This window comes from Streptomyces sp. (genome assembly GCF_036524955.1).
Classification (GTDB): Bacteria; Actinomycetota; Actinomycetes; order Streptomycetales; family Streptomycetaceae; genus Actinacidiphila.
In genome coordinates this window covers 1-21,107 of sequence record NZ_DATDBG010000120.1, presented here as the reverse complement: position 1 = coordinate 21,107, position 21,107 = coordinate 1, and the positions used below count along the sequence as shown (strand labels likewise).

The window sequence follows — 21,107 nt, the reverse complement described above, 5'->3', positions numbered from 1 at the left end:
GCCAAAATGCCTCCGGCGACCGAACAATCGGTTGGGAGAGCGGAACCCGCTCGCGCCCTACGACCGCTCTCGGTCACCGACCACAAGGAGGTGCTTGCGATGACCGTGCTGGACACCCCTGCCTGGCGCCCCCGCACCGATGCCGCCCCGCTGCTGCCCGACCGGGAGCCGTACCGGCTGCTCGGCACCCCGGCCGCCGCCCGACTCGACGCCGCCCTGCTCAGGACGCTGTACGGGCATCTGGTGCGCGGCCGCCGGTACAACCAGCAGGCCACCGCGCTGACCAAGCAGGGACGCCTCGCCGTCTACCCGTCCAGCACCGGCCAGGAGGCCTGCCAGATCGCCGCCCCCCTCGCGCTGCGTCCCCAGGACTGGCTGTTCCCCAGCTACCGGGACACCCTGGCCGTGGTCGCCCGCGGTGTCGACCCCGTCGAGGCGCTCACCCTGCTGCGCGGGGACTGGCACACCGGCTACGATCCGCGCGCCCACCGGGTGGCCCCGCTCAGCACCCCGCTGGCCACCCAGCTGCCGCACGCCGTCGGACTCGCCCACGCCGCCCGGCTCAGCGGTGACGACGTGGCCGCGCTCGCCATGGTCGGTGACGGCGGCACCAGCGAGGGCGACTTCCATGAGGCGCTGAACTTCGCGGCCGTCTGGCAGGCACCTGTCGTCTTCCTCGTGCAGAACAACGGCTTCGCGATCTCCGTTCCGCTCGCCAAACAGACCGCCGCGCCCACCTTCGCCCACAAGGCGGTCGGGTACGGCATGCCGGGACGGCTGGTGGACGGCAACGACGCGCCGGCCGTGCACGAAGCGCTGACCGAGGCCGTCGACCGGGCGCGGGCAGGCGGCGGACCGACCCTCGTCGAGGCGGTCACCTACCGGATCGACGCGCACACCAACGCCGACGACGCCACCCGCTACCGCGACGACAGCGAGGTCGCGGCCTGGCGTGCCCACGACCCGATCGCCCTGCTGGAACGCGAACTGACCGGCCGCGGCCTGCTCGACGACGCACTCAGGCGGGCCGTGGCGGACGAGGCCGAGGCGATGGCCGCGTCCCTGCGCGAACGGATGCACGACGACCCGCGGCTCGACCCGATGGAGCTGTTCGCGTACGTCTACGCCGAACCGACACCCCAACTGCGCGAACAGCAGGCCCTGCTGCGGGCCGAGCTCGAAGCGGAGCGGCAGTCATGACCACCGCCATGCCATCCACCGACCGGGCACCCGCGCTCACCCGCAAGCCCGCCACGATGGCGCAGGCCCTCAACCAGGCCCTGCGGGACGCGCTCGCCACCGACCCCGCCGTCCATGTGCTGGGCGAGGACGTCGGCACCCTCGGCGGCGTCTTCCGGATCACAGACGGGCTCACCAGGGAGTTCGGCGAGGACCGCTGCACCGACACCCCGCTCGCCGAGGCGGGCATCCTCGGCACGGCGGTCGGCATGGCCATGTACGGGCTGCGGCCCGTCGTCGAGATGCAGTTCGACGCCTTCGCGTACCCCGCGTTCGAACAACTGGTCAGCCACGTGGCCCGGATGCGCAACCGCACCCGCGGCGCGACGGCGCTGCCGATCACCGTCCGCATCCCCTACGGCGGCGGCATCGGCGGAGTGGAGCACCACAGCGACTCCTCCGAGGCGTACTACATGCACACCCCCGGGCTGCACGTGGTCACCCCCGCAACCGTCGAGGACGCCTACGGGCTGCTGCGGGCCGCCATCGCCTCCGACGACCCGGTGATCTTCCTGGAACCCAAGCGGCTCTACTGGTCCAAGGCCGACTGGTCACCGCAGGCGCCGAACGAGGTCGCACCGATCGGCCGGGCCGCTGTGCGGCGTCCCGGCCGCACCGCCACCCTCGTCACGTACGGCCCCTCGCTGCCGGTCTGCCTGGAAGCGGCCGAGGCCGCGAAGGAGGAGGGCTGGGACCTGGGCGTGGTGGATCTGCGCAGCCTCGTGCCGTTCGACGAGGAGACCGTCGCGGCGGTGGTACGCGGCACCGGGCGCGCGGTCGTCGTCCACGAGTCGTCCGGATTCGCCGGCGCGGGCGCGGAGATAGCGGCCCGGATCACGGAGCGGTGCTTCCACCACTTGGAAGCACCGGTACTGCGGGTGGCCGGATTCGACATCCCCTACCCGCCGCCGATGCTGGAACGGCACCACCTGCCCGGTGTCGACCGCATCCTGGACGCCGTGGGGCGCTTGCAATGGGAGGAGGGGTGATGGCCGCCGTCAGGGAGTTCACCCTGCCCGACCTGGGCGAAGGGCTCACCGAGGCGGAGATCGTCCGCTGGCTGGTGGAGGTCGGCGAGGTGGTCGCCGTCGATCAGCCGGTAGTGGAGGTGGAGACCGCCAAGGCCGTGGTCGAAGTCCCCTGCCCCTACGGCGGAGTGGTCACGGCCCGCTTCGGCGAGGAGGGCGACACCCTCACGGTCGGCCGCCCGCTGGTGACGGTCGCGGTCGGCTCGGGCTCAGCGCATGGCCGGGCCGGCGGTCCGGTCGGCGGTCCGGGGCGCCGCTCCGGGGGCAGGAGCGGCGAGGTCGGCAGGGACGACGCAGCCGGCGGGGACAGCGGGGAAAGCGGGGGCGACCGTGGCTCGGGCAACGTCCTGGTCGGCTACGGTACGGGCTCGGCGGCGGCCCGGCGCCGCAACCGGGTACGGGCCGCGAGCGCCGCGACGGCGGCGGTGGACGGCGTGGCGACCTCCTCGGCGGATTCCCGGCCCGTGTCCCCGAAGGCGGCTCCTGGGGCGGCCGCTCCCCCGGAGGAGGGCCAAGGTCTGACCGGACCCGCACTCCGCGGCCCGGCGCTGACCCCCCAAGGCCTGACCGGACCCGCGGCCCAAGGTCCCACCGGACCCGAGGCCCAAGGCCCGACCGGACCCGCGCACCAGCGCCCCGCACCGGCACAGCAAGGCCCGGTCGCCGTGATATCGCCGCTGGTCCGCCGGATCGCACGGGAGCACGGTCTGGACCTGCGCGCCCTGACCGGTACGGGCCCGGACGGGCTGATCCTGCGGGCGGATGTCGAGCACGCGGTGGCCGAAGCGGGCGCCCTGGCCCCGGCTGCCTCCGCCCCTGCCCCGGCGCCCGCCCCGGCCCCTGCCGCGGCCCCTGCCGCGGCCCCCGCCCCGGCCGTGGAAGGCGTCGAGCGGATTGCCCTGCGGGGTGTGCGCGGCGCCGCCGCGGACAAGCTCTCCCGCAGCCGCCGGGAGATCCCGGACGCCACGTGCTGGGTGGACGCGGACGCCACCGAACTGCTCGCGGCACGGGTCGCGATGAACGCCGCGGCGCAGGCATCCGGCGCGCAGCGGATATCGGTCCTGGCGCTGCTCGCCCGGATCACGACGGCGGCGCTGGCCCGCTTCCCGGAGCTGAACGCCACGGTGGACACCGAGCGGGGCGAGATCGTCAGGCTGCCGGCCGTGCACCTCGGCTTCGCCGCGCAGACCGAACGCGGGCTGGTGGTGCCCGTGGTCCGGGACGCGCAGTCCAGGACCACCGCCGGGCTGGCCGCGGAGACAGCCCGGCTGACGGAGGCGGCCAGGGACGGGTCGCTGACGCCGGCCGAGTTGACCGGGGGCACGTTCACGCTGAACAACTACGGGGTCTTCGGGGTGGACGGTTCCACACCGATCCTCAACCATCCCGAGGCGGCGATGCTGGGGGTCGGCCGGATCGTCCCCAAGCCGTGGGTGTACGAAGGGGAGCTGGCGGTGCGGCAGGTGGTGCAACTGTCGTTCACCTTCGACCACAGGGTGTGCGACGGCGGTACGGCCGGGGGGTTCCTGCGGTTCGTGGCCGACTGCGTGGAGAACCCGGCGGTGCTGCTGTCCGCGGTCTGATCCCGGCGGTGGCCGCCACGGAACGCCCACGAACGACCGCTTCACCCACCGGCAGAGGGATACTCGCGGGCATGACCAGTGGTTACGACGCCGTGGTGCTGGCCGGTGGCGCGGCCAGGCGGCTCGGCGGCGCCGACAAGCCCGCGCTGTCGGTGGGCGGGCGGGTGCTGCTCGACCGGGTGCTGGCGGCGTGCGCCGCCGCGGGTAGCACGGTGGTCGTGGGACCGCGCCGGCCGACCGTACGGCCGGTGTGCTGGACCCGGGAGGACCCCGCGGGCGGCGGCCCGCTGCCCGCGCTCGCCGCCGGGCTGGCGGCCCTGGACGACGCCCATCGCTCGGGGCCCGGCGGTCCGGACCGGCCCGCGGTGGTGCTGGTGCTCGCCGCGGACCTCCCGTTCCTGACCGCGGACGCGGTGGACGAACTGGTGGACGTGCTCACCGCACAACCCACCGCACGGGATGACGGCACGGGCTTTGCCCCGGCCGACCGCGCGGTCACGCAGAGCGGCGCGGACCGGGAAACCGGCACGAGGACGGAATGGGAAGGGGTGATGCTCACGGACCCCGGCGGACGGGAACAGCCGCTGGCGGCGGTGTACCGGATCGAACCGCTGCGGCGCGAGCTCGCCCTGCTGAGCACGGAGCACGGGAGCCTGGCCGGGTTGCCGCTGCGGTTGCTGACGGGGGAGTTGGGCCTGAGGAGGATCGCCGACCCCACGGGGGAGGCGTCGTTCGACTGCGACACATGGGAGGACATCGCGGTGGCGCGGGCCCGGCTGGGTACCGCTCGGGAGGGGTGAGCCCGGCTGGCGTCGGAGCACGGATCGGGGACCATGGGCTTGTGTTGGACGAATGGATGGCAGCAGTCAAGACCGAACTGGGCATCGACCTCGACGTGGACACCGGCGTTCTGCTCGACCTGGCCCGTGACGCCGCGCACGGCGTCGCCCGGCCCGCCGCGCCCTTGACCACCTTCCTGGTGGGCTACGCGGCGGCGCGGGCGGGCGGCGGTCCGGACGCGGTACGGGAGGCGGCTGCCACGGCCGCCGCCCTGGCCGCGCACTGGGCCGGGGACGAGGGCGGCGAAGCGGACCCGGCAGGATGACCGGCACCGGCGGCGACGCGGCCGACCGCGCCCTCGACGACGCCCTCGCCCTGACCAACGAGCGGCGCCGCCCGCCGGGCGCGCCCGGCCCGTCCCGCACCGACCCGCTGTCTGTCGCCCTCGGGCTCGGCGAGGACGAGCCTCCCCGGCCCCCCGGGCCGCCCCGTGCACCCTCCGCCCCCACCGCCACCCCGCGGCTTTCGCACATGCCCGATTCCCGGCATGCCCACGGAAGTACCCCCGCCACCCCCTGGCCCGAGGCGCGGCGGATCGCGCGGCAGGCGGGCCGGCGGCTCGGGGCGCGGGTCGAGCCCTTGGGGGAGGGCGCGGTGGGCATGGCGCTGACGAGGGGGTTGGTGGCCCTCACCGACCTGCCGTCGTTCGACTCCTCGGCGATGGACGGATGGGCGGTGGCGGGTCCTGGTCCCTGGCGGCTGACCGGGCAGGTGCTCGCGGGGCAGCGGTGGAGGCCTCCGCTGAACGACGGGCAGGCGGTGCGCATCGCGACCGGCGCCGTCATGCCGCCGGGGGCGACCGCGGTGCTGCGGACCGAGCACGGCGGGGTGGAGGGGGAGTGGTTGCGGGTGAGGGCGCCTCATGCGGCGCCGGCGCCGGGTCAGGACGTGCGGCCTCGGGGCCGGGAGTGCCGGAGCGGCGAGGAGTTGCTGCCCGCGGGCACCGTGGTGACGCCGGGGGTGCTGGGGCTGGCGGCGGCGGCCGGGTACGACGAGCTCACGGTGACCGCGCGCCCGCGGGTCGAGGTGCTGGTGCTCGGCGACGAGTTGCTGGACCGCGGGCTGCCGCGGGACGGCCGTGTGCGGGACGCGCTCGGCCCGATGCTGCCCTCCTGGCTGCACGCGCTCGGCGCCGAGGTGCTGGCCGTGCGGCGCCTGGTCGACGACGCCGACCTGTTGAGGGAGGCGGTCACCGCCAGCCCCGCGGAGCTGGTGGTCACCACGGGCGGTACGGCGGGCGGTCCGGTCGACCATGTCCACCCCGTGCTGGCGGCGATCGGCGCGGAACTGTTGATCGACGGCGTGGCCGTACGACCGGGGCATCCGATGCTGCTGGCCGAACTGCCGTCGGGAAAGGGGCATCTGATCGGGCTGCCGGGGAACCCGCTGGCCGCGGTGTCCGGGGTGCTGACGCTGGCCGCTCCCCTGCTGCGTACGCTCGCCGGTCGTCCGGTGCCGGCACCGTACGCCGCGGCGCTCACCGCGGACGTGACCGGCCATCCCGTCGACACCCGCCTGGTCCCGGTGGTCTTCGACGACGAGTCCGCCGCCCGACCGCTGCACTTCGCCGGTCCCGCGATGCTCCGTGGCCTGGCCGCCGCCGACGGCATGGCGGTGATCCCGCCAGGCGGTGCCCGCGCCGGGGACGAGACCGCGGTCCTGGACACGGGGGTGCTCGGCCCGACCTGGTGAGCAGCGGGTCTGCCGCATCCTGCAGGACCGCAGCCTGACCCGGCGGCCGGTCGTGCCCGCCCTCCTCCTCGCCCTCCCGCGCGCCGACCGTGATCGACCGCCGGGCCGCCCCGGCCGGAGCGCCTCGCCGGGATGATGGGAGCCGGAGTTCGGCGTTGCCGCGTCGTACCGCCGTCCAGGACGCTGTGAAGGAGTCGCCATGGCCGCCCGGGTCACCGTCAGCCTCGACGCGCATCTCGCGATCGAGGTCATGCTCCTGACCGGCACGAAGAACCCGCAGGACGCGGTGGAACTGATCGTCCGCGACTACCTGGAGCGCGGCCGGCGCACGGAGGCGCGGATCGGCGATCCCGACGACGGTTCGCGGGTCAGCGACCTCCAGCCGTACCAGCCTCCGGAGGGCTGACCGTCACCCGGCCCTGTTGCCGGCGCGGTGGACGCGGCGCGTGCCGGAGTAGCCTCGCCTGCATGTACGCGATCACGATTCCGCAGCCGGGCGGCCCGGAGACGCTGACCTGGGCCGAGGTGCCGGACCCGGTGGCGGGGGACGGAGAGGTCGTCATCGAGGTAGTGGCCACCGCCGTGAACAGGGCCGATCTGCTCCAGCGGCAGGGCTTCTACGACCCGCCGCCCGGCACCTCCCGGTATCCAGGGCTGGAATGCTCGGGGCGGATCGCCGAAGTGGGCCCGGGCGTGACGGGCTGGTCCGTCGGCGACGAGGTGTGCGCGCTGCTGGCGGGTGGCGGCTACGCCCGGCGGGTGGCGGTCCCGGTCGGCCAACTCCTGCCCGTCCCCAAGGGAATCGACCTGGTCACGGCGGCGGCGCTGCCCGAGGTGACGGCCACGGTCTGGTCGAACGTGTTCCAGCTCGCGCACGTGCGTCCCGGTGAGACGCTGCTGGTGCACGGCGGTTCGAGCGGGATCGGGACGATGGCGATTCAGCTCGGCAGGGCGGTCGGCGCCAAGGTCGTGACCACGGCGGGCAGCGCCAGGAAGCTGTCCGCCTGCCTGGAACTCGGTGCCGATGTGGCGATCAACTACCGCGAGCGGGACTTCGTCGCGGAGCTCGGTCCGCGCGGTGCGGACGTCATCCTGGACGTGGTCGGCGCGAAGTACCTGGCCCGGAACGTGGACGCGCTGGCGGTCAACGGCCGGCTCGTCGTGATCGGACTGCAGGGCGGGGTGAAGGCGGAACTGAACCTCGGCAAGCTGATCGCCAAACGTGCGACCGTCGCCGCGACGACGCTGCGGACCCGGCCCGCGGAGGAGAAAGCGGGCATCGTGGCCGCGGTGCGCGACCACGTGTGGCCGCTGATCGAGGCCGGTGTCGTACGCCCGGTGGTGGACCGTGTCCTTCCGCTTACGGAGGCGGCCGACGCCCACCGGCTGATGGAGAGCAGCGAGCACATCGGGAAGATCCTGCTGCGGGTGTGAGCGCTGTCGCCCGCTTAGTGGAGGCAGCGTCCCGTGCCGCCGTCCCGCGACACCGTCCCGTGATGACACCGCCCCGCGACACCGTCCCGTGATGACACCGCCCCGCACCGCCTCCCCGGTGCTTTCAGACGGCGAGGTGGCGTTCCATCCAGTCCGCCGCGGTACGGCGGAACAGGACGCGGTTGTGCGTGCGCAGAAACGCATGTCCCTCGTTGGGCAGTACCAGCAGTTCGGCCGGGATCCCGCGGTTGCGGGCCGCCCGCACCATCTGCTCGGACTCGCTCAGCGGGACGTTGGTGTCATGCTCACCGTGGACGGCCAGCAGCGGTGCGCGAAGCGCGTCGATGCGGCTCATGGGTGACAGCGCGCGCAGCAGGTCCCGGTCGCGCTCGGGATGGCCGTACTTGGCGACCGCCGACCGCGCGATCCACGGCTCCGTCCCGGCGAAGAAGGTCTGCAGGTCCGACATGCCGCACACCGAGACACCGGTACGGAACAGCTCCGGATGCCAGACCAGGGACGCCAGCGTGAGGTAGCCGCCGTACGAGCGTCCCATCACCGCCAGCCGCAGGGGGTCGGCGAGACCCGTCGTGATCAGGTGCGTCGCGCAGTCGGCCACATCGTTGATCGCGGCGAACCGCCCCGCTCCGAGGTCGGCGTTCACGAAGGAGCGACCTGCGCCCAGTGAGCCGCGCACGTCGGGGGCGAAGATGTTCAGGCCGCGGCCGAGCAGCTCGTGGTAAAGCGGACTGAACACCGGTCGTTCCTGCTCCTCCGGCCCGCCGTGGAGGTGGATGACGCACGGGGCCTGGCGGCCGGGGTCACGGCCCGGGGCACGGTAGTACCAGCCGCCCAGCGGCAGCTTGTCGCGGGCTCGCAGGCGCAGGCGCTCGGGCCGCACGGGTGGGCGGCCGGGTGCGACGGCGTCCTCGTCACGCGACGACCACATCGTACGTACGGGTGCCGCGCCTTCAGCCGTCAGCCAGATGCCGGGGCGGCGACGGGAACCGGACACGGCCAGGAACAGTCCCCCGGGGGCCGCCGGGCTGATCCGGGTCACCACCTCGTGCGGCAGGGGGACGGGGCAGGGCGGGGAGGCTCCCGCTGCCGGGCCCTCGCCGTCCGCGCCACCGCTGTCCGGCGTGTCACCGCCTGCCTCCGCGCCGCCTGCCTCCGCGCCGCCACCGGATCCGTTCCGCGGCAGCGTCAGGGTTTCGAGCTCCGTGCGGCCGTGCACGTTCCACGCGAGGACGGCGGTGCGGCCGTCGTCCGACACCCACAGCAACTCCAGGTCGGCGTCGTCCCGTTGCGCGGTCACCCGCAGATGTCGACATGTGCCGTCGGGTTCGAGTTCGGCGGTCATGAGGGCCGCGAACTGGCGGTCGGCGTCGCTGCGCAGATACAGCTCCCGGCCGTCGGGCGAGAACCGGCCGATCCACGGATCGCCGTCGGCCACCGGCACCGAACACACCGTCTCAAGGCTGTCGGTCCGCAGCACCACGGCCTCACGCCTGCCACGCGGCCCGCGGCGCAGCAGGACGAGCCGGCCGTCCGGGGTGGTGTCGCACACCCGCAGCGCGGCGCCCGCTGGTTCGGTGGCGAGCAGTGCGGGGGGACGTACACCGGCTGGATCGGCCAGGTACGCGGTCAGGCCCGCGCCCACGAGGTGCGGCTCGGGCGCGAGCGCGAACGCCGGGCGGAGCGCCGTGCCGTCGGGCCGCGGGCCGCCGGGAGCCGGGCTGCCGTCCACCGGTTCCCGCGCCCCGGGCCCGACCTCCCCGTGGTGCGCGCGGCCGAGCAGTACGGGGCGGCCGTCGCTGCTGGTCCACTCGGTCGCGGACGGTTCGTGGTGCGGCTCGGGGGGAGGCTCGGGGCGGTACTCCGGGCGGTGGGAAGCCCGTTCCCCGGGCTGATGGTCGACAGCACCGTGCCCTGCCGCGAAGAAGCCGGGGGGAGGGGCGGCGGCGGTGACGGCCAGGGCCGAACCGTCGCGGGTCCAGCGGCCGAGGTGGGCGCTGCTGCCCTCCAGAGCGCCGGCCAGCACCCGGCGGTCGCTGCCGTCCGGCCGGACGCAGAGGACGCGGGTGTGTTCGCCGCCGCCGGGCGCGGTGGTGTAGGCGATCCAGAGGCCGTTCGGGGACCAGGAGACCTCGATCACGGGATCGGGCCCGGCGTCCAGGAGACGCACCTCGCCGCCGTGGGCCGAACCCGTCCACAGCTGGGGAACGCCGCCGCGGTTGCAGATGAAAGCCACCTGCCCGCCGGTGGGGTCCGCCGACGGGTACCAGCAGCCGTGAGCGGTCACGGGGCTGTGGGCGGCCGGCGCCCCGCGGGCGTCGGGGAGGACGGCCGCCAGGGGGGCCGTGCGCGCTACCGTAAGGCCGCCCGGCTCCTGATTCGCCCGTGGCTCCTGCGGCGGCGGTGGCGAGGACGCGCTCATGGGGTCGGTGCCTGCTCATCCACCACGGTCTGCCCCTCCCTCAGCTGATCCCGTGGGCCTGAAGCCACATCTCCAGCAGAGCCACCTGCCACAGGGCGTTCGCCCCGCGCCTCGTACGGTGGGCGTCCGGTGCGGCCAGCAGTTCGGCGACGTACGAGTCCCGGAAGACACCCCGGGAACGGGCCTCGGGAGCGGACAGGACCTGCTGGATCCGGTCGAGCACCGGTGGGGCCATACGGCGGATCGCCGGCACGGGGAAGTAGCCCTTGGGCCGGTCGACCACCTCGCGCGGCAGCAGTTTCCGGGCGGCGTCCTTGAGTACGCCCTTGCCGCCGTGGGCGAGTTTGAACTGCGGTGGACAGGCAGCCGCCAGCTCGACCAGCTCGTGGTCCAGGAACGGCACGCGCGCCTCCAGGCCCCAGTCCATGGTCATGTTGTCGACCCGCTTGACCGGGTCGTCGACCATCAGGACGTGCGTGTCCAGTCGCAGGGCCGCGTCCAGCGCGGTCTCGGCGCCCTCGACCGCCATGTGGGTGCGGACCAGATCGCCGGAGACGTCGTGGTCCGCCAGCAGGTCCGGCGTGAGTATCCGGCTCAGTTCGGCGTGCGACCGGTCGAAGAACACCTGCGTGTACGTCTCGGGCTCCCGCTCGCGCGGTACGGCCGCCAGCGCCGGATGCCAGCGGTACCCGGCGAAGATCTCGTCGGCACCCTGCCCGCTCTGCACGACGCTGACGTGCTTGGAGACCTGCTCCGACAGCAGGTGGAAGGCGACCACGTCATGGCTGACCATCGGTTCGCTCATGGCCGCCACCGCTCCGTCCAGAGCGGTCTGCAGCAGGTCCGAGGGGACCATGATCCGGTGGTGGTCCGTGGCGAACTCCCGCGCCACCAGGTCCGAGTACGTGAACTCGTCGCCCTGCTCACCGCTCTCCGTCTCGAAGCCCACGCTGAAGGTGGCCTGGTCGTCCTGGCCGGCTTCGGCGAGCAACGACACGATCAGGCTGGAGTCCAGGCCACCGGAGAGCAGCACACCCAGCGGGACGTCGGCCACGATGTGGCGGCGGACCGCGGTGCGCAGCGAGTCGAGCACCGCCTCGCCCCAGTCGTCGGCGTCCATGCCCGCGTGCTCGGGCCGACGGCTGTAGGACGGCTGCCAGTAGCAGTGGTCGTGCTGACTGCCGTCGGGCTCGACGACCCGCACGGTGGCCGGGGGAAGTTTGCGCACTCCGGTGAGGACGGTGCGGGGTGCCGCCACCGTGGCGTGCAGGGTCATGTACTGGTGCAGTGCGGCCGGGTCGAGGGAGGTGTCCACGCCACCGCCCGCGAGCAGGGCGGGCAGTGAGGAGGCAAAACGCAACCGGTCGGGCCGCTCCGTCAGATAGACGGGCTTGATCCCGAGCCTGTCACGGGCGATCACGACCCGGCCGGTTTCCGACTCGGCCACGGCGAAGGCGAACATGCCGAGCAGACGGTCGACACAGGCCGTACCCCACTGCCGGTACGCCTTGAGCACCACCTCCGTGTCGGAGGTGGAGAAGAAGCGGTGGCCCTGGCTCTCCAGATCCTTCCGCAGCTCGCGGTAGTTGTAGATGCATCCGTTGAAGACTCCGGTGAGCCGGCTCTCGGGGTCGGTCATCGGCTGGGCGGCGTGTTCCGACAAGTCGATGATCTTCAGACGACGGTGGCCGAGCGCCACGGCGCCCTGCGACCACAGTCCCCGGCCATCAGGTCCACGAGGCGCCAGTCGGTCGGTCATCCGCTCCACCGCGGCCACGTCCGGCCGCCCGCCGTCGAGGCGGATCTCCCCGCTCAGTCCGCACATGCCGCCTGACCTCCGTCGCTCCGGCGGTCCAGGCCATGGGGGAAGACCGTTGCCGCTGTCGGATCGCAGCCGCAGGAGAATGTCCTTCGGTGCATGGTCGTCGTCCTGTCTCGATGGCCCCGGGGGGCATTCGGCGCAGGCGCCGCGAGCCGGGTGGCTCGGCCGCCAGGACCGGGCCGGGTGGCTCGGTCCTGGCGGCCGTGAGCGCGTGACGCGTTCCGGTCGGCCCGCGCGCGGCAGGAGGCATTCGCGCTCGTGCGGTGCGCGCGGGGCTGGGCGGCGGTGGTGCCTGTCCGAACGGCTCGACGGGATCGAGGGCGCTGCGCCGTCGTACGCCGCGCGGTCGCTCCGCACGGGTGGTCCGCCGATGCCCGGGTTGCCGCCGAAGGGGGTCTCAGCCTTGTGTACGGGGTCGCCCACCTCGCCCACCGCTGCCGGCCCTGTGGTACCGCACGGAGGCGCCTGCCGCGGGAGTCGGCCGGGACGATCGCTTCCCTGCGGCTCCGGACGCTGCCGGTGAGATGGTTGGGCCGTCCGGGGGTTCGGGGTTCGGGGGTGGGGGGCACCGGGAGCATCACCTTCGGGGTGGTCCGTCTGCCCGGGACGTGGTCGCCGCGACGGTGCTTCACCGCACCCCGGCCCTGTGGGCCCGCTGACTTCGGCATCGCTGATCCTCTCCGGCCACGACACCCCTCCTCCTAGCTTCTCCGGATCGTCATCCGCGCACAAATCCTTGGACGCGTCGGCAAGATCCTTTTCCAGCGGCAGGACCCGCCGGGCCAATGCGCCACCTGGGCCGGGGTGCCCTCCATCCGGTGCGCGACGGCAGGGGAGCGGCGGTCGTCCGGAGGCTGGGCGGTACGCCGCGGGGTGCGGTGCCGGACCGAGACCGAGCGGGAGCCCGTCACTCGCCGCCCGGCCCGGTCGAACGCGGGCCGCGGTCGGAGGTTTCGCGTCGCGGGGCACGACTCCGGCGGGATCGGGCGGACGACCGGGGCGAGCGGCGGCGTCCCGGCCGTCGCCGTAGGAGCCCCCGGCATCGCGCGGCTCTGTGTGCCGGTCACCCTTCGTGCTCCCCCGTTCGTTGTCGCGCGGTCCGACGTAGTGGCCGCCGCTGACAACCGACCTCGCTGCTCGACGGGCCCCCGCCTCGGCAACCGACCTCCGGGTGCCGGAAATATCAGCTCATGTGACTCTGAAATCACACAAGGTGCGGCGGAAGGGCTGAGCGCGTGCGGTGGCCAGCGGGGAGTCGGGATGCGATACGTACGACGCTCCGCGCAGGGGTTCCCCTGCTGCTCGTGGGCGCGCTGCTGGTACCGGCGGGTCCCGGTTGGGCCGCGCATCCGCCGCCGCCCGAGTCCGGCGCGCCGCCGCCTCCCGTGACCGGCGACCCCGCCGCGCTGCGTGGCGCGACCGCCGATCCGGCTTTCCCCGCCACGGAATCCGCCGCCCCCGCGCCGGCCCCGGTACGCCGGCTCCTGCCGGTGCCCACGTCCGGCCTCACGCCGGCGCCGCGCGCGACGAACGCCCCGCCGCCTTCCACGGCGGCCCCGCACACCCCCGCGCCCTCACCGCGCCCCTCTCGGACGCCCGAGCACACCGCGTCGGCCAACCCGCTGCGCCCGATGACGACCACCACCGGGCCGTACGTCCCCCCGCTGGTCGGGGAGCAAAAGCCCCCTGCCGTACGGCCGAGCGACGCGCACCCCTCCGTAGACCAGTACGACCACCGGTACGGGCGCGACGGCCGGGTGCCGTCGCGGGCCCCGGCCCTCGTCCCGCCGTCCGGAGCGAGTCCGAGTCCCGCACCCGCGGGCCCGGCGGCGCAGGGGCAGCCGGGGGACCAGCCGGATTCGGACGACGGGGCGCGCGGGGCGATGCGGGTGCTGCCGTTGGGTGCGGGGATGGTGCTGGTGGGGCTCGGGCTGGGATTTCTGGGGCTGCGGCTGCGGCGTTCGTGACGGCGCCGGGTGGCGGTGGACCCGCGCGAACCCGCCGCGCAACGAGCCGGCGATCGAGCACCCCGGGGCAGGGCACCGCGCGGGACGGACGTCTGCGCGGCCCTCCCGGACGATCGCGGGGCAACTCACCCGCCGGGCCGAGGCGTAGCGGGCGTCGCACACCCCCCCGGCCGCGCGTTCGGGCTGCCGGGGGTGCGGGACAATGGCCCCATGGAGATGCCGATGAACGAACGGTCGCCGGAGAGCTCGCAGAACCCGCAGGTCCTGGTCGTCGGGCCGGACGGCATGGCGCTGGGCGGTGGCTCGCCCACGGGTGAGGGCGAGGAGTCGCGGGAGATTCCCGTAACGGAGATGGTCGAGCAGCCCGCGAAAGTCATGCGTATCGGCAGCATGATCAAGCAGCTCCTGGAAGAAGTGCGGGCGGCACCTCTTGACGAGGCGAGCCGGGTGCGGCTGAAGGAGATCCACGCCAGCTCGGTGAAGGAGCTGGAGGCCGGGCTCGCGCCCGAGCTGGTGGAGGAGCTGGATCGGCTGTCCCTGCCGTTCACCGACGACAACGTGCCGAGCGAGGCCGAGCTGCGGATCGCCCAGGCCCAGCTCGTGGGCTGGCTCGAAGGGCTCTTCCACGGCATCCAGACCGCGTTGTTCGCCCAGCAGATGGCGGCCCGCGCCCAGCTCGAACAGATGCGCCGCGCCCTTCCTCCGGGAATGGCCGGCCACGACGACGAGCAGCCGGGTCAGCAGGGCCGCTCCGGGCCGTACCTGTAGCAGCGGTCGGCCGGCCCGCGCGTGTCCGAGCGTCGGGCCGGCCGGTCATCCGTGGCTCTGGCCTTTGGCCGGCTGGGCCCCCGGGGTCAGTTCGCGCCCTTGCCGGTGGAGACCCAGAGGGTGACCTTGCCGCCGGTCTTGGGGTTGTAGTCGTCCAGGTACTGGGGGGACTGGGAGGTCACGGCGCCGTTGCCCCACTGCTGCTCGTTCACGTGCTTGATCGTGTACTGCCAGCCAGCGGCCTCCATGCAGGCGACCGCGGAGTCCACGTGGATCGACGTGAAGTCGGGCATGGTGACGACGTCGGCGTCGTCCGGGTTGATCAGGTCGTTGTGGGCCTGGGTGCACTTGTCCGGGTCGACGGTGCGGCTCTGGTCGCCCTGGACGACGTCGTTCGCGCCCGTCGTGCTGGTCGGGGTGGGGCTGGCCGCGGTGACCGAGGTGGCCGGGGTCGTCGGGTCGCCGGAGCCGCCCGCCGTGGTGTCGGAGCCGCCCTTGGCCAGGGCGACGGCGACCACCACGACGACGGCGACGGCCGCGACCGCGACGATCGCGACGACGGTGGCCGTGGTGCCGGACCGCCCGCCCCGCCCGCCGCCCGGACCGTGCCCGCCCCCCGGACCGGGCCGCTGCTGCGGCGCCTGTCCCGGGGACCGCATCGGGGAGTGCTGCGGGGCCAGGCTGTACGCCGGAGTGGGAGGCGGGGTCCGCGGTGCCTGCTGCGGGTAGCCGTAGGCGGAGGGCGGCGGGGTCGAGGGACCGTAGCCGTGTTGCGGGGTCGGCGCGTACGGGGTCCGGATGTGCGCCGCGGGGGTGTGCACGTGGCCCTGCGCGGAGGGGAAGACCGAGGCCGCGACGCCCTCGCCGCGGCTCGTGGTGCCGACCGCCCCCGAGAGCAGCGGCATCGCGTTGTGCGCGGTGGCGGCCAGTACCCGGTCGGTCTCGTCGTGCATCGTGTCCGCGGTCGGGAACCGCTCGGCGGGGTTCTTCCGCAGCGCCCGGGCGACCAGCGCGTCCACCGCCGGGCTCAGCGCCTGGTTGTAGGCGGAGGGCGCCGGCGGGATCTCCTGGACGTGCTGGTAGGCCATGGCCAGCGGCGAGTCCGCGTCGAACGGCAGCCGGCCGGTGAGAAGCTCGAAGAGCATGCAGCCGACCGAGTACAGGTCGGACCGCTCGTCCACGCCGCGCCCCAGGGCCTGCTCGGGGGAGAGGTACTGCGGGGTGCCGACCACCATGCCGGTCTGCGTCATCGAGGTGACGCCGGACTGCATGGCCCGTGCGATGCCGAAGTCCATGACCTTCACCACACCGCGCTTGGTGATCATCACATTGCCGGGCTTGATGTCCCGGTGCACCAGGCCCATCTCGTGGCTGACGGCGAGGGCGGCCAGCACATCCCCGGTGATCTTCAGAGCCTTGCCGGCCGGCATCGCGCCGTGCTGCGCGATGTCCGCCGCGAGGACGTCGCCGAGCGGCTTGCCCTCGACGTACTCCATGACGATGTACGGCACCAGCTGGCCGTCCATCATGTCCTCGCCGGAGTCGAAGACCGAGACGATGTTGGTGTGGTTGAGCTTGGCGACGGACTGTGCCTCGCGGCGGAAGCGCTCGCGGAACGACTGCTCGTTGCCCAGGTTGGTGTGGAGGGTCTTGACGGCGACCGGCCGGTCCAGCACGGTGTCATGTGCCAGGTGCACCGACGCCATGCCGCCCTGCCCCAGCAGGTCGCGCAGTACGTACCGCCCGCCGCCGACCGAGCGCCCCGTGTACCCGCCCTGCGTGGCGTCCCCGCTCATCAGTACCGCTACCCCCTGGGAAATCAACCGGGACAGACTCGTCCGCAAGCTTGCCCGCCAAGTCTGGCCGATCGCGGGAGCACGTCAAGTTCGTTGACCATCTCGTCACCTGATGCGCATCGTCCGCGCACAAAGCCCGGGACCGCCCCCACGACCGCTCCGACCCGGACCTTTGACCAGACCTTCCCCCACCGCGAAAAGCGGTACCGTGGCCGCACCAGGGCACCCTTCATACGTATGCGGCAACGGACGAGCGACGGCGAGGACTGATGGTCGACCCCAACGAGACGGCCGCCGGCACCGGAGCGTCGGAGGCTTCCGGCCACTGGGGCGTGGGTTCCCTGGTGGGTGACGGCCGCTACCGGCTGACCGGCCGGCTCGGCCGGGGCGGCATGGCCGAGGTGTTCGCCGCCGAGGACGTACGGCTCGGGCGGACCGTCGCCGTGAAGTTGCTGCGCACCGACCTGGCGGAGGACCCGGTCTCCAAGGCCAGGTTCACCCGCGAGGCGCAGGCCGTGGCGGGGCTGAACCATCACGCGGTCGTCGCGGTGTACGACTCCGGCGAGGACCGTACGCCGACCGGCACCGCCCCGTACATGGTCATGGAACTGGTCGAGGGCCGCACCATCCGGGACCTGCTGTCCGGCCCGACACCGCCGCCCGTGGACCAGGCGCTGCTGATCGTCTCCGGCGTGCTGGACGCCCTCGCCTACAGCCACCAGCACGGCATCGTGCACCGCGACATCAAGCCCGCCAATGTGATCATCACCATGACGGGCGCGGTCAAGGTCATGGACTTCGGTATCGCGCGGGCCCTGCACGGCGCGGCCAGCACGATGACGCAGACCGGCATGGTGATGGGCACCCCGCAGTACCTGTCGCCCGAGCAGGCGCTCGGCAAGGGCGTCGACCACCGCAGCGACCTGTACGCGACCGGCTGCATGCTCTACGAACTGCTCGCGCTGCGTCCGCCCTTCGTCGGCGAGACCCCGCTGTCCGTGGTCTACCAGCACGTCCAGGACGAGCCGCGGGTCCCGTCCGAGGCGAACGACCGGGTGCCCCCGGAGCTGGACGGGCTGGTGCTGCGCGCGCTGGCCAAGCAGCCGGACGACCGGTTCCAGACCGCCGAGGAGATGCGCGGCGTCATCACTTACGCCCATCAGGCGCTCACGCAGTACGGCGGCTGGACCGGCGGGGTCTGGAGCACCGGCGCGATCGCGTCGGTCGCGGGCACGGCGCCGACCCGCACCATCCGGACGGGCCCCAGCAGCACCGCGGAACTGACCACGCCGCTGCTCGCGGGCGTCTCCGGCACCGGGGACGACGACGGCGCGCAGGGGTACGGGCAGGGGTACGGCACCCCGGGCAGCGGCAACGGCGGCAACCGCTGGCTCAAGCCGGTCCTGTTCGCGGTCGCCGCCGTGCTCGCCGTCGTCCTCGGCGTGGTCCTGGCCACCCGCGGCTCCGGTGGCGGTGAGACCCCGGCCGACACCACGCCGCCGTCGAGCGTCTCCCAGGACACCGGAGAGCCGTCGCCGACGCCCAGCGAGGAGCCGACGGGAACCGGCGAGGTCAGCACGAGCCCGACGGACACCGCGAGCACGCCGCCGAGCGAGTCCCCCACGACGACCGCTCCCCCGACGGCCACCACCACCGCGCCGCCGACCACGCCCCCCACCACACCGCCCCCCACGACCGCGCCACCCACCACCACGCCTCCGTCGGCCACCACGACCCCGCCGCCGGTCACCCCGCCGTCGACGCCGGCCGTGACAACCCAGGCGCCCCCCGGCGACAGCACCGGAGGCGGGCGCGCGTAACGGCCCTGCGCCCCTGCGTCCCAGTAACCGCGCGACGTCCCTACTCCGTAAAGGCCCCCAGTCCGATGAGCCCGGGGTCGGCGGTGTCCCGGGCGACGTGCTGCTTGAGGAAGAAACGGCCGAGGGCGGTGGTGATCAGCCGGCCCCGGTTGAGCAGGCCGTGGGGTACGGGTTCGCAGGTCAGCGGGGGACCCGCGTCCTGGTAGCGGAGCAGCAGGGCGGTCAGCCCCGACGGCTCCTTCGCCGTGCCCGCCATGTGGCACAGCGTAGATCGTTCTCCGCCGCGGACCGGGGCGCCGCCTCAACCGTCGCCCTTCCCCCCGTAATCTCCCGCGACCTCCCGTGGCCTCTTGTGGCCTTCCGCAATCTCGTGTGATCTCACCTCCTTACGCGCTTTCCCCATCCGGGATACGGTGCGAATGTGCCGGCGATGGCCTGGGCCCACGCGAACTTACTAGGAAATCCAAGCAAAACCGCAGGTCAGAAACTGTGCGCTGCGCGTACGCGAAAGTCTCCTGTTATGGGTAACGTCTGCGTTGCAGGTCATTCGCCGGGCAATGTCACGCCCGGCTCGACCATGCCGCACACACCCCGTGCGCTGCGTCGGACCAGGTGAGAGCCGCACTGGTCGCCCGGCGGATCCCGGGGGCCGGACAGACGGAGGAGCGAACGTGAGCGTGAAGAGCACTGCCGCGCGGAGGACAACCCGCGGCGGCGCGAAGCGCCGAGGGGGCGGGCCCGAGCTCGTACAGTTGCTGACCCCCGAGGGCGAGCGCGTCGAGCACAGCGAGTACTCCATCGACCTGACGCCGGAAGAGCTGCGTGGTCTGTACCGCGACATGGTGCTGACCCGGTGCTTCGACGCGGAGGCGATCACCCTGCAGCGGCAGGGGGAGCTGGGCCTGTGGGCCTCGCTGCTCGGCCAGGAGGCCGCCCAGATCGGTTCCGGCCGGGCCACCCGTTCGGACGACTACGTGTTCCCGACGTATCGCGAGCACGGCGTCGCCTGGACCAGGGGCGTGGACCCGCTGAACCTGCTGGGCATGTTCCGCGGGGTCAACCACGGCGGCTGGGACCCCAACGAGAACAACTTCCACCTCTACACGATCGTCATCGGCTCGCAGACGCTGCATGCCACCGGTTACGCGATGGGCGTGGCCAAGGACGGCGCCGACACAGCGGTCCTCGCGTACTTCGGCGACGGCGCGTCCAGCCAGGGCGACGTGGCCGAGGCCTTCACCTTCGCGGCGGTCTACAACGCGCCGGTGGTCTTCTTCTGCCAGAACAACCAGTGGGCGATCTCCGAGCCCACCGAGCGGCAGTCACGCGTCCCGCTCTACCAGCGCGCGGCGGGTTACGGCTTCCCGGGCGTCCGGGTGGACGGCAACGACGTGCTGGCGGTGCTCGCCGTCACCCGGGCGGCCCTGGACCACGCGCGCAGTGGCCAGGGCCCGACGCTGGTCGAGGCGTTCACGTACCGGATGGGCGCGCACACCACGACCGACGACCCGACCCGCTACCGCGCGGACGAGGAGCGCGAGGAGTGGGCGGCCAAGGACCCCATCCAGCGTCTGAGGAGTTACCTGGACAAGCAGGGCCTGGCCGACGACGCGTTCTACGCCGAGGTCGAGCGGGAGAGCGGCGCGCTCGCCAAGCGTGTACGCGAGGGCGTGCGGACCATGCCGAACCCCGACACCATGGCGATCTTCGAAAACGTGTACGCGGACGGACACCCGCTCGTCGACGAGGAGCGCGCGCAGTTCGCCCGCTACCTGGCTTCCTTCGAGGACACGCCGGCCGCCGGTGCGGCCGTTCCCGGTGAGGGGCGCTGACATGAACCAGAAGATGGCGATGGCCAAGGCCCTCAACGAGTCGCTCCGCAAGGCGCTGGACAACGACCCCAAGGTCCTCATCATGGGCGAGGACGTCGGCAAGCTCGGCGGCGTCTTCCGGATCACCGACGGACTGCAGAAGGACTTCGGGGAGAGCCGGGTCATCGACACCCCGCTCGCCGAGTCCGGCATCGTCGGGACCGCGATCGGCCTGGCACTGCGCGGCTACCGGCCGGTGGTGGAGATCCAGTTCGACGGCTTCGTCTTCCCCGCGTACGACCAGATCGTCACGCAGCTGGCCAAGATGCACGCCCGCGCGCTCGGCAAGATCAAGCTCCCGGTCGTGGTGCGCATCCCGTACGGCGGCGGCATCGGCGCGGTGGAGCACCACAGCGAGAGTCCCGAGGCGCTGTTCGCGCACATCGGCGGCTTGAAGGTGGTCTCGCCGTCCAACCCCTCGGACGCGTACTGGATGCTCCAGCAGGCCATCGAGTGCGACGACCCGGTGATCTTCTTCGAGCCGAAGCGGCGCTACCACGTCAAAGGTGAGGTCGACGAAGACGCCGTCGACCTGCCGATGGGCGCCGCGCGGGTTGCGCGCGCGGGAGATCAGGTGACGCTCGTCACCTTCGGCTCGCTCGTGCCGACTGCGCTGGATGCTGCAACCGCGGCCGCCGAGGAGGGAATCTCGATCGAGGTCATCGACCTGCGCTCGCTCTCTCCGATCGACTTCCCCACGATCGAGACCTCGGTGCGCCGCACCGGCCGGCTGGTCGTCGTGCACGAGGCGCCGCAGACGGCGGGCCTCGGCGCCGAGATCGCCGCGACGATCACCGAGCGCTGCTT

At 73.3% G+C, this 21,107-nt stretch carries 15 protein-coding genes and 1 pseudogene; 12 read left to right on the top strand and 4 right to left on the bottom strand.

The features are described from left to right. Nucleotides 1–99: 99 nt before the first annotated feature. The 7 genes and pseudogenes from pdhA (VIW71_RS10350) to VIW71_RS10320 all read left to right on the top strand — a co-directional run bounded on the left by pdhA (VIW71_RS10350) (nt 100) and on the right by VIW71_RS10320 (nt 7,816). Nucleotides 100–1,200, top strand: coding sequence for a pyruvate dehydrogenase (acetyl-transferring) E1 component subunit alpha (gene pdhA / locus VIW71_RS10350; RefSeq protein WP_331621792.1), 1,101 nt, complete (start codon nt 100–102; stop codon nt 1,198–1,200). After that, nucleotides 1,197–2,228 (top strand): alpha-ketoacid dehydrogenase subunit beta, encoded by a 1,032-nt coding sequence (locus VIW71_RS10345; RefSeq protein ID WP_331621791.1) that lies wholly within the window; start codon nt 1,197–1,199, stop codon nt 2,226–2,228. Before pdhA (VIW71_RS10350) ends, VIW71_RS10345 begins: the two co-directional genes overlap by 4 nt. Beyond that, complete coding sequence (locus VIW71_RS10340; protein WP_331621790.1) at nt 2,228–3,850, top strand: dihydrolipoamide acetyltransferase family protein; 1,623 nt, start codon at nt 2,228–2,230, stop codon at nt 3,848–3,850. Before VIW71_RS10345 ends, VIW71_RS10340 begins: the two co-directional genes overlap by 1 nt. A 71-nt stretch (nt 3,851–3,921) precedes the next feature. Beyond that, a pseudogene (locus VIW71_RS10335) lies at nt 3,922–4,955 on the top strand (DUF6457 domain-containing protein). Beyond that, nucleotides 4,952–6,382: a molybdopterin molybdotransferase MoeA gene (locus VIW71_RS10330; protein ID WP_331621789.1), complete on the top strand. Its 1,431-nt coding sequence runs from the start codon at nt 4,952–4,954 to the stop codon at nt 6,380–6,382. Before VIW71_RS10335 ends, VIW71_RS10330 begins: the two are co-directional and overlap by 4 nt. A 199-nt stretch (nt 6,383–6,581) precedes the next feature. Then, on the top strand, nt 6,582–6,788 hold the full coding sequence (locus VIW71_RS10325; protein ID WP_331621788.1) for a hypothetical protein: 207 nt from the start codon (nt 6,582–6,584) through the stop codon (nt 6,786–6,788). Nucleotides 6,789–6,850: 62 nt separating this feature from the next. After that, the gene (locus tag VIW71_RS10320; protein ID WP_331621787.1) at nt 6,851–7,816 is read left to right on the top strand and encodes an NAD(P)H-quinone oxidoreductase; all 966 of its coding nucleotides are present in this window, start codon (nt 6,851–6,853) and stop codon (nt 7,814–7,816) included. Nucleotides 7,817–7,940: 124 nt separating this feature from the next. Here VIW71_RS10320 and VIW71_RS10315 read toward each other — a convergent pair whose 3' ends face one another. Continuing rightward, the gene (locus VIW71_RS10315) at nt 7,941–10,256 is read right to left on the bottom strand and encodes a prolyl oligopeptidase family serine peptidase (RefSeq protein WP_331621786.1); all 2,316 of its coding nucleotides are present in this window, start codon (nt 10,254–10,256) and stop codon (nt 7,941–7,943) included. Nucleotides 10,257–10,296: 40 nt separating this feature from the next. Continuing rightward, entirely contained in the window at nt 10,297–12,081 is a 1,785-nt protein-coding gene (locus VIW71_RS10310) for an N-acetylglutaminylglutamine amidotransferase (RefSeq protein WP_331621785.1), read from the bottom strand. A gap of 1,628 nt (nt 12,082–13,709) precedes the next feature. Here VIW71_RS10310 and VIW71_RS10305 point away from each other — a divergent pair. Beyond that, nucleotides 13,710–14,045, top strand: a complete 336-nt coding sequence (locus tag VIW71_RS10305; protein ID WP_331621784.1) for a hypothetical protein — start codon at nt 13,710–13,712, stop codon at nt 14,043–14,045. Nucleotides 14,046–14,255: 210 nt separating this feature from the next. After that, nucleotides 14,256–14,813 carry a bacterial proteasome activator family protein gene (locus tag VIW71_RS10300; RefSeq protein ID WP_331621783.1) on the top strand — a complete coding sequence of 186 codons (558 nt, stop codon included), beginning with the start codon at nt 14,256–14,258 and terminating at the stop codon, nt 14,811–14,813. An 86-nt stretch (nt 14,814–14,899) separates the two neighbouring features. Here the strand turns inward: VIW71_RS10300 and VIW71_RS10295 are convergent, their stop codons facing one another. Continuing rightward, the gene (locus VIW71_RS10295; RefSeq protein ID WP_331621782.1) at nt 14,900–16,609 is read right to left on the bottom strand and encodes a protein kinase domain-containing protein; all 1,710 of its coding nucleotides are present in this window, start codon (nt 16,607–16,609) and stop codon (nt 14,900–14,902) included. 269 nt (nt 16,610–16,878) lie between these two features. Between VIW71_RS10295 and VIW71_RS10290 the strand changes: the two genes are divergently transcribed. Further along, nucleotides 16,879–18,429: a protein kinase domain-containing protein gene (locus tag VIW71_RS10290; RefSeq protein WP_331621781.1), complete on the top strand. Its 1,551-nt coding sequence runs from the start codon at nt 16,879–16,881 to the stop codon at nt 18,427–18,429. A 40-nt stretch (nt 18,430–18,469) separates the two neighbouring features. Here the strand turns inward: VIW71_RS10290 and VIW71_RS10285 are convergent, their stop codons facing one another. Beyond that, nucleotides 18,470–18,685, bottom strand: coding sequence for a hypothetical protein (locus VIW71_RS10285; protein ID WP_331621780.1), 216 nt, complete (start codon nt 18,683–18,685; stop codon nt 18,470–18,472). 415 nt (nt 18,686–19,100) lie between these two features. On the opposite strand from VIW71_RS10285, the gene pdhA (VIW71_RS10280) reads away from it, so the two are divergent. Further along, nucleotides 19,101–20,261, top strand: coding sequence for a pyruvate dehydrogenase (acetyl-transferring) E1 component subunit alpha (gene pdhA / locus VIW71_RS10280; RefSeq protein ID WP_331621779.1), 1,161 nt, complete (start codon nt 19,101–19,103; stop codon nt 20,259–20,261). 1 nt (nt 20,262) lies between these two features. Beyond that, the coding region (locus VIW71_RS10275; RefSeq protein ID WP_331621778.1) for an alpha-ketoacid dehydrogenase subunit beta at nt 20,263–21,107 on the top strand (845 nt) is incomplete at its 3' end.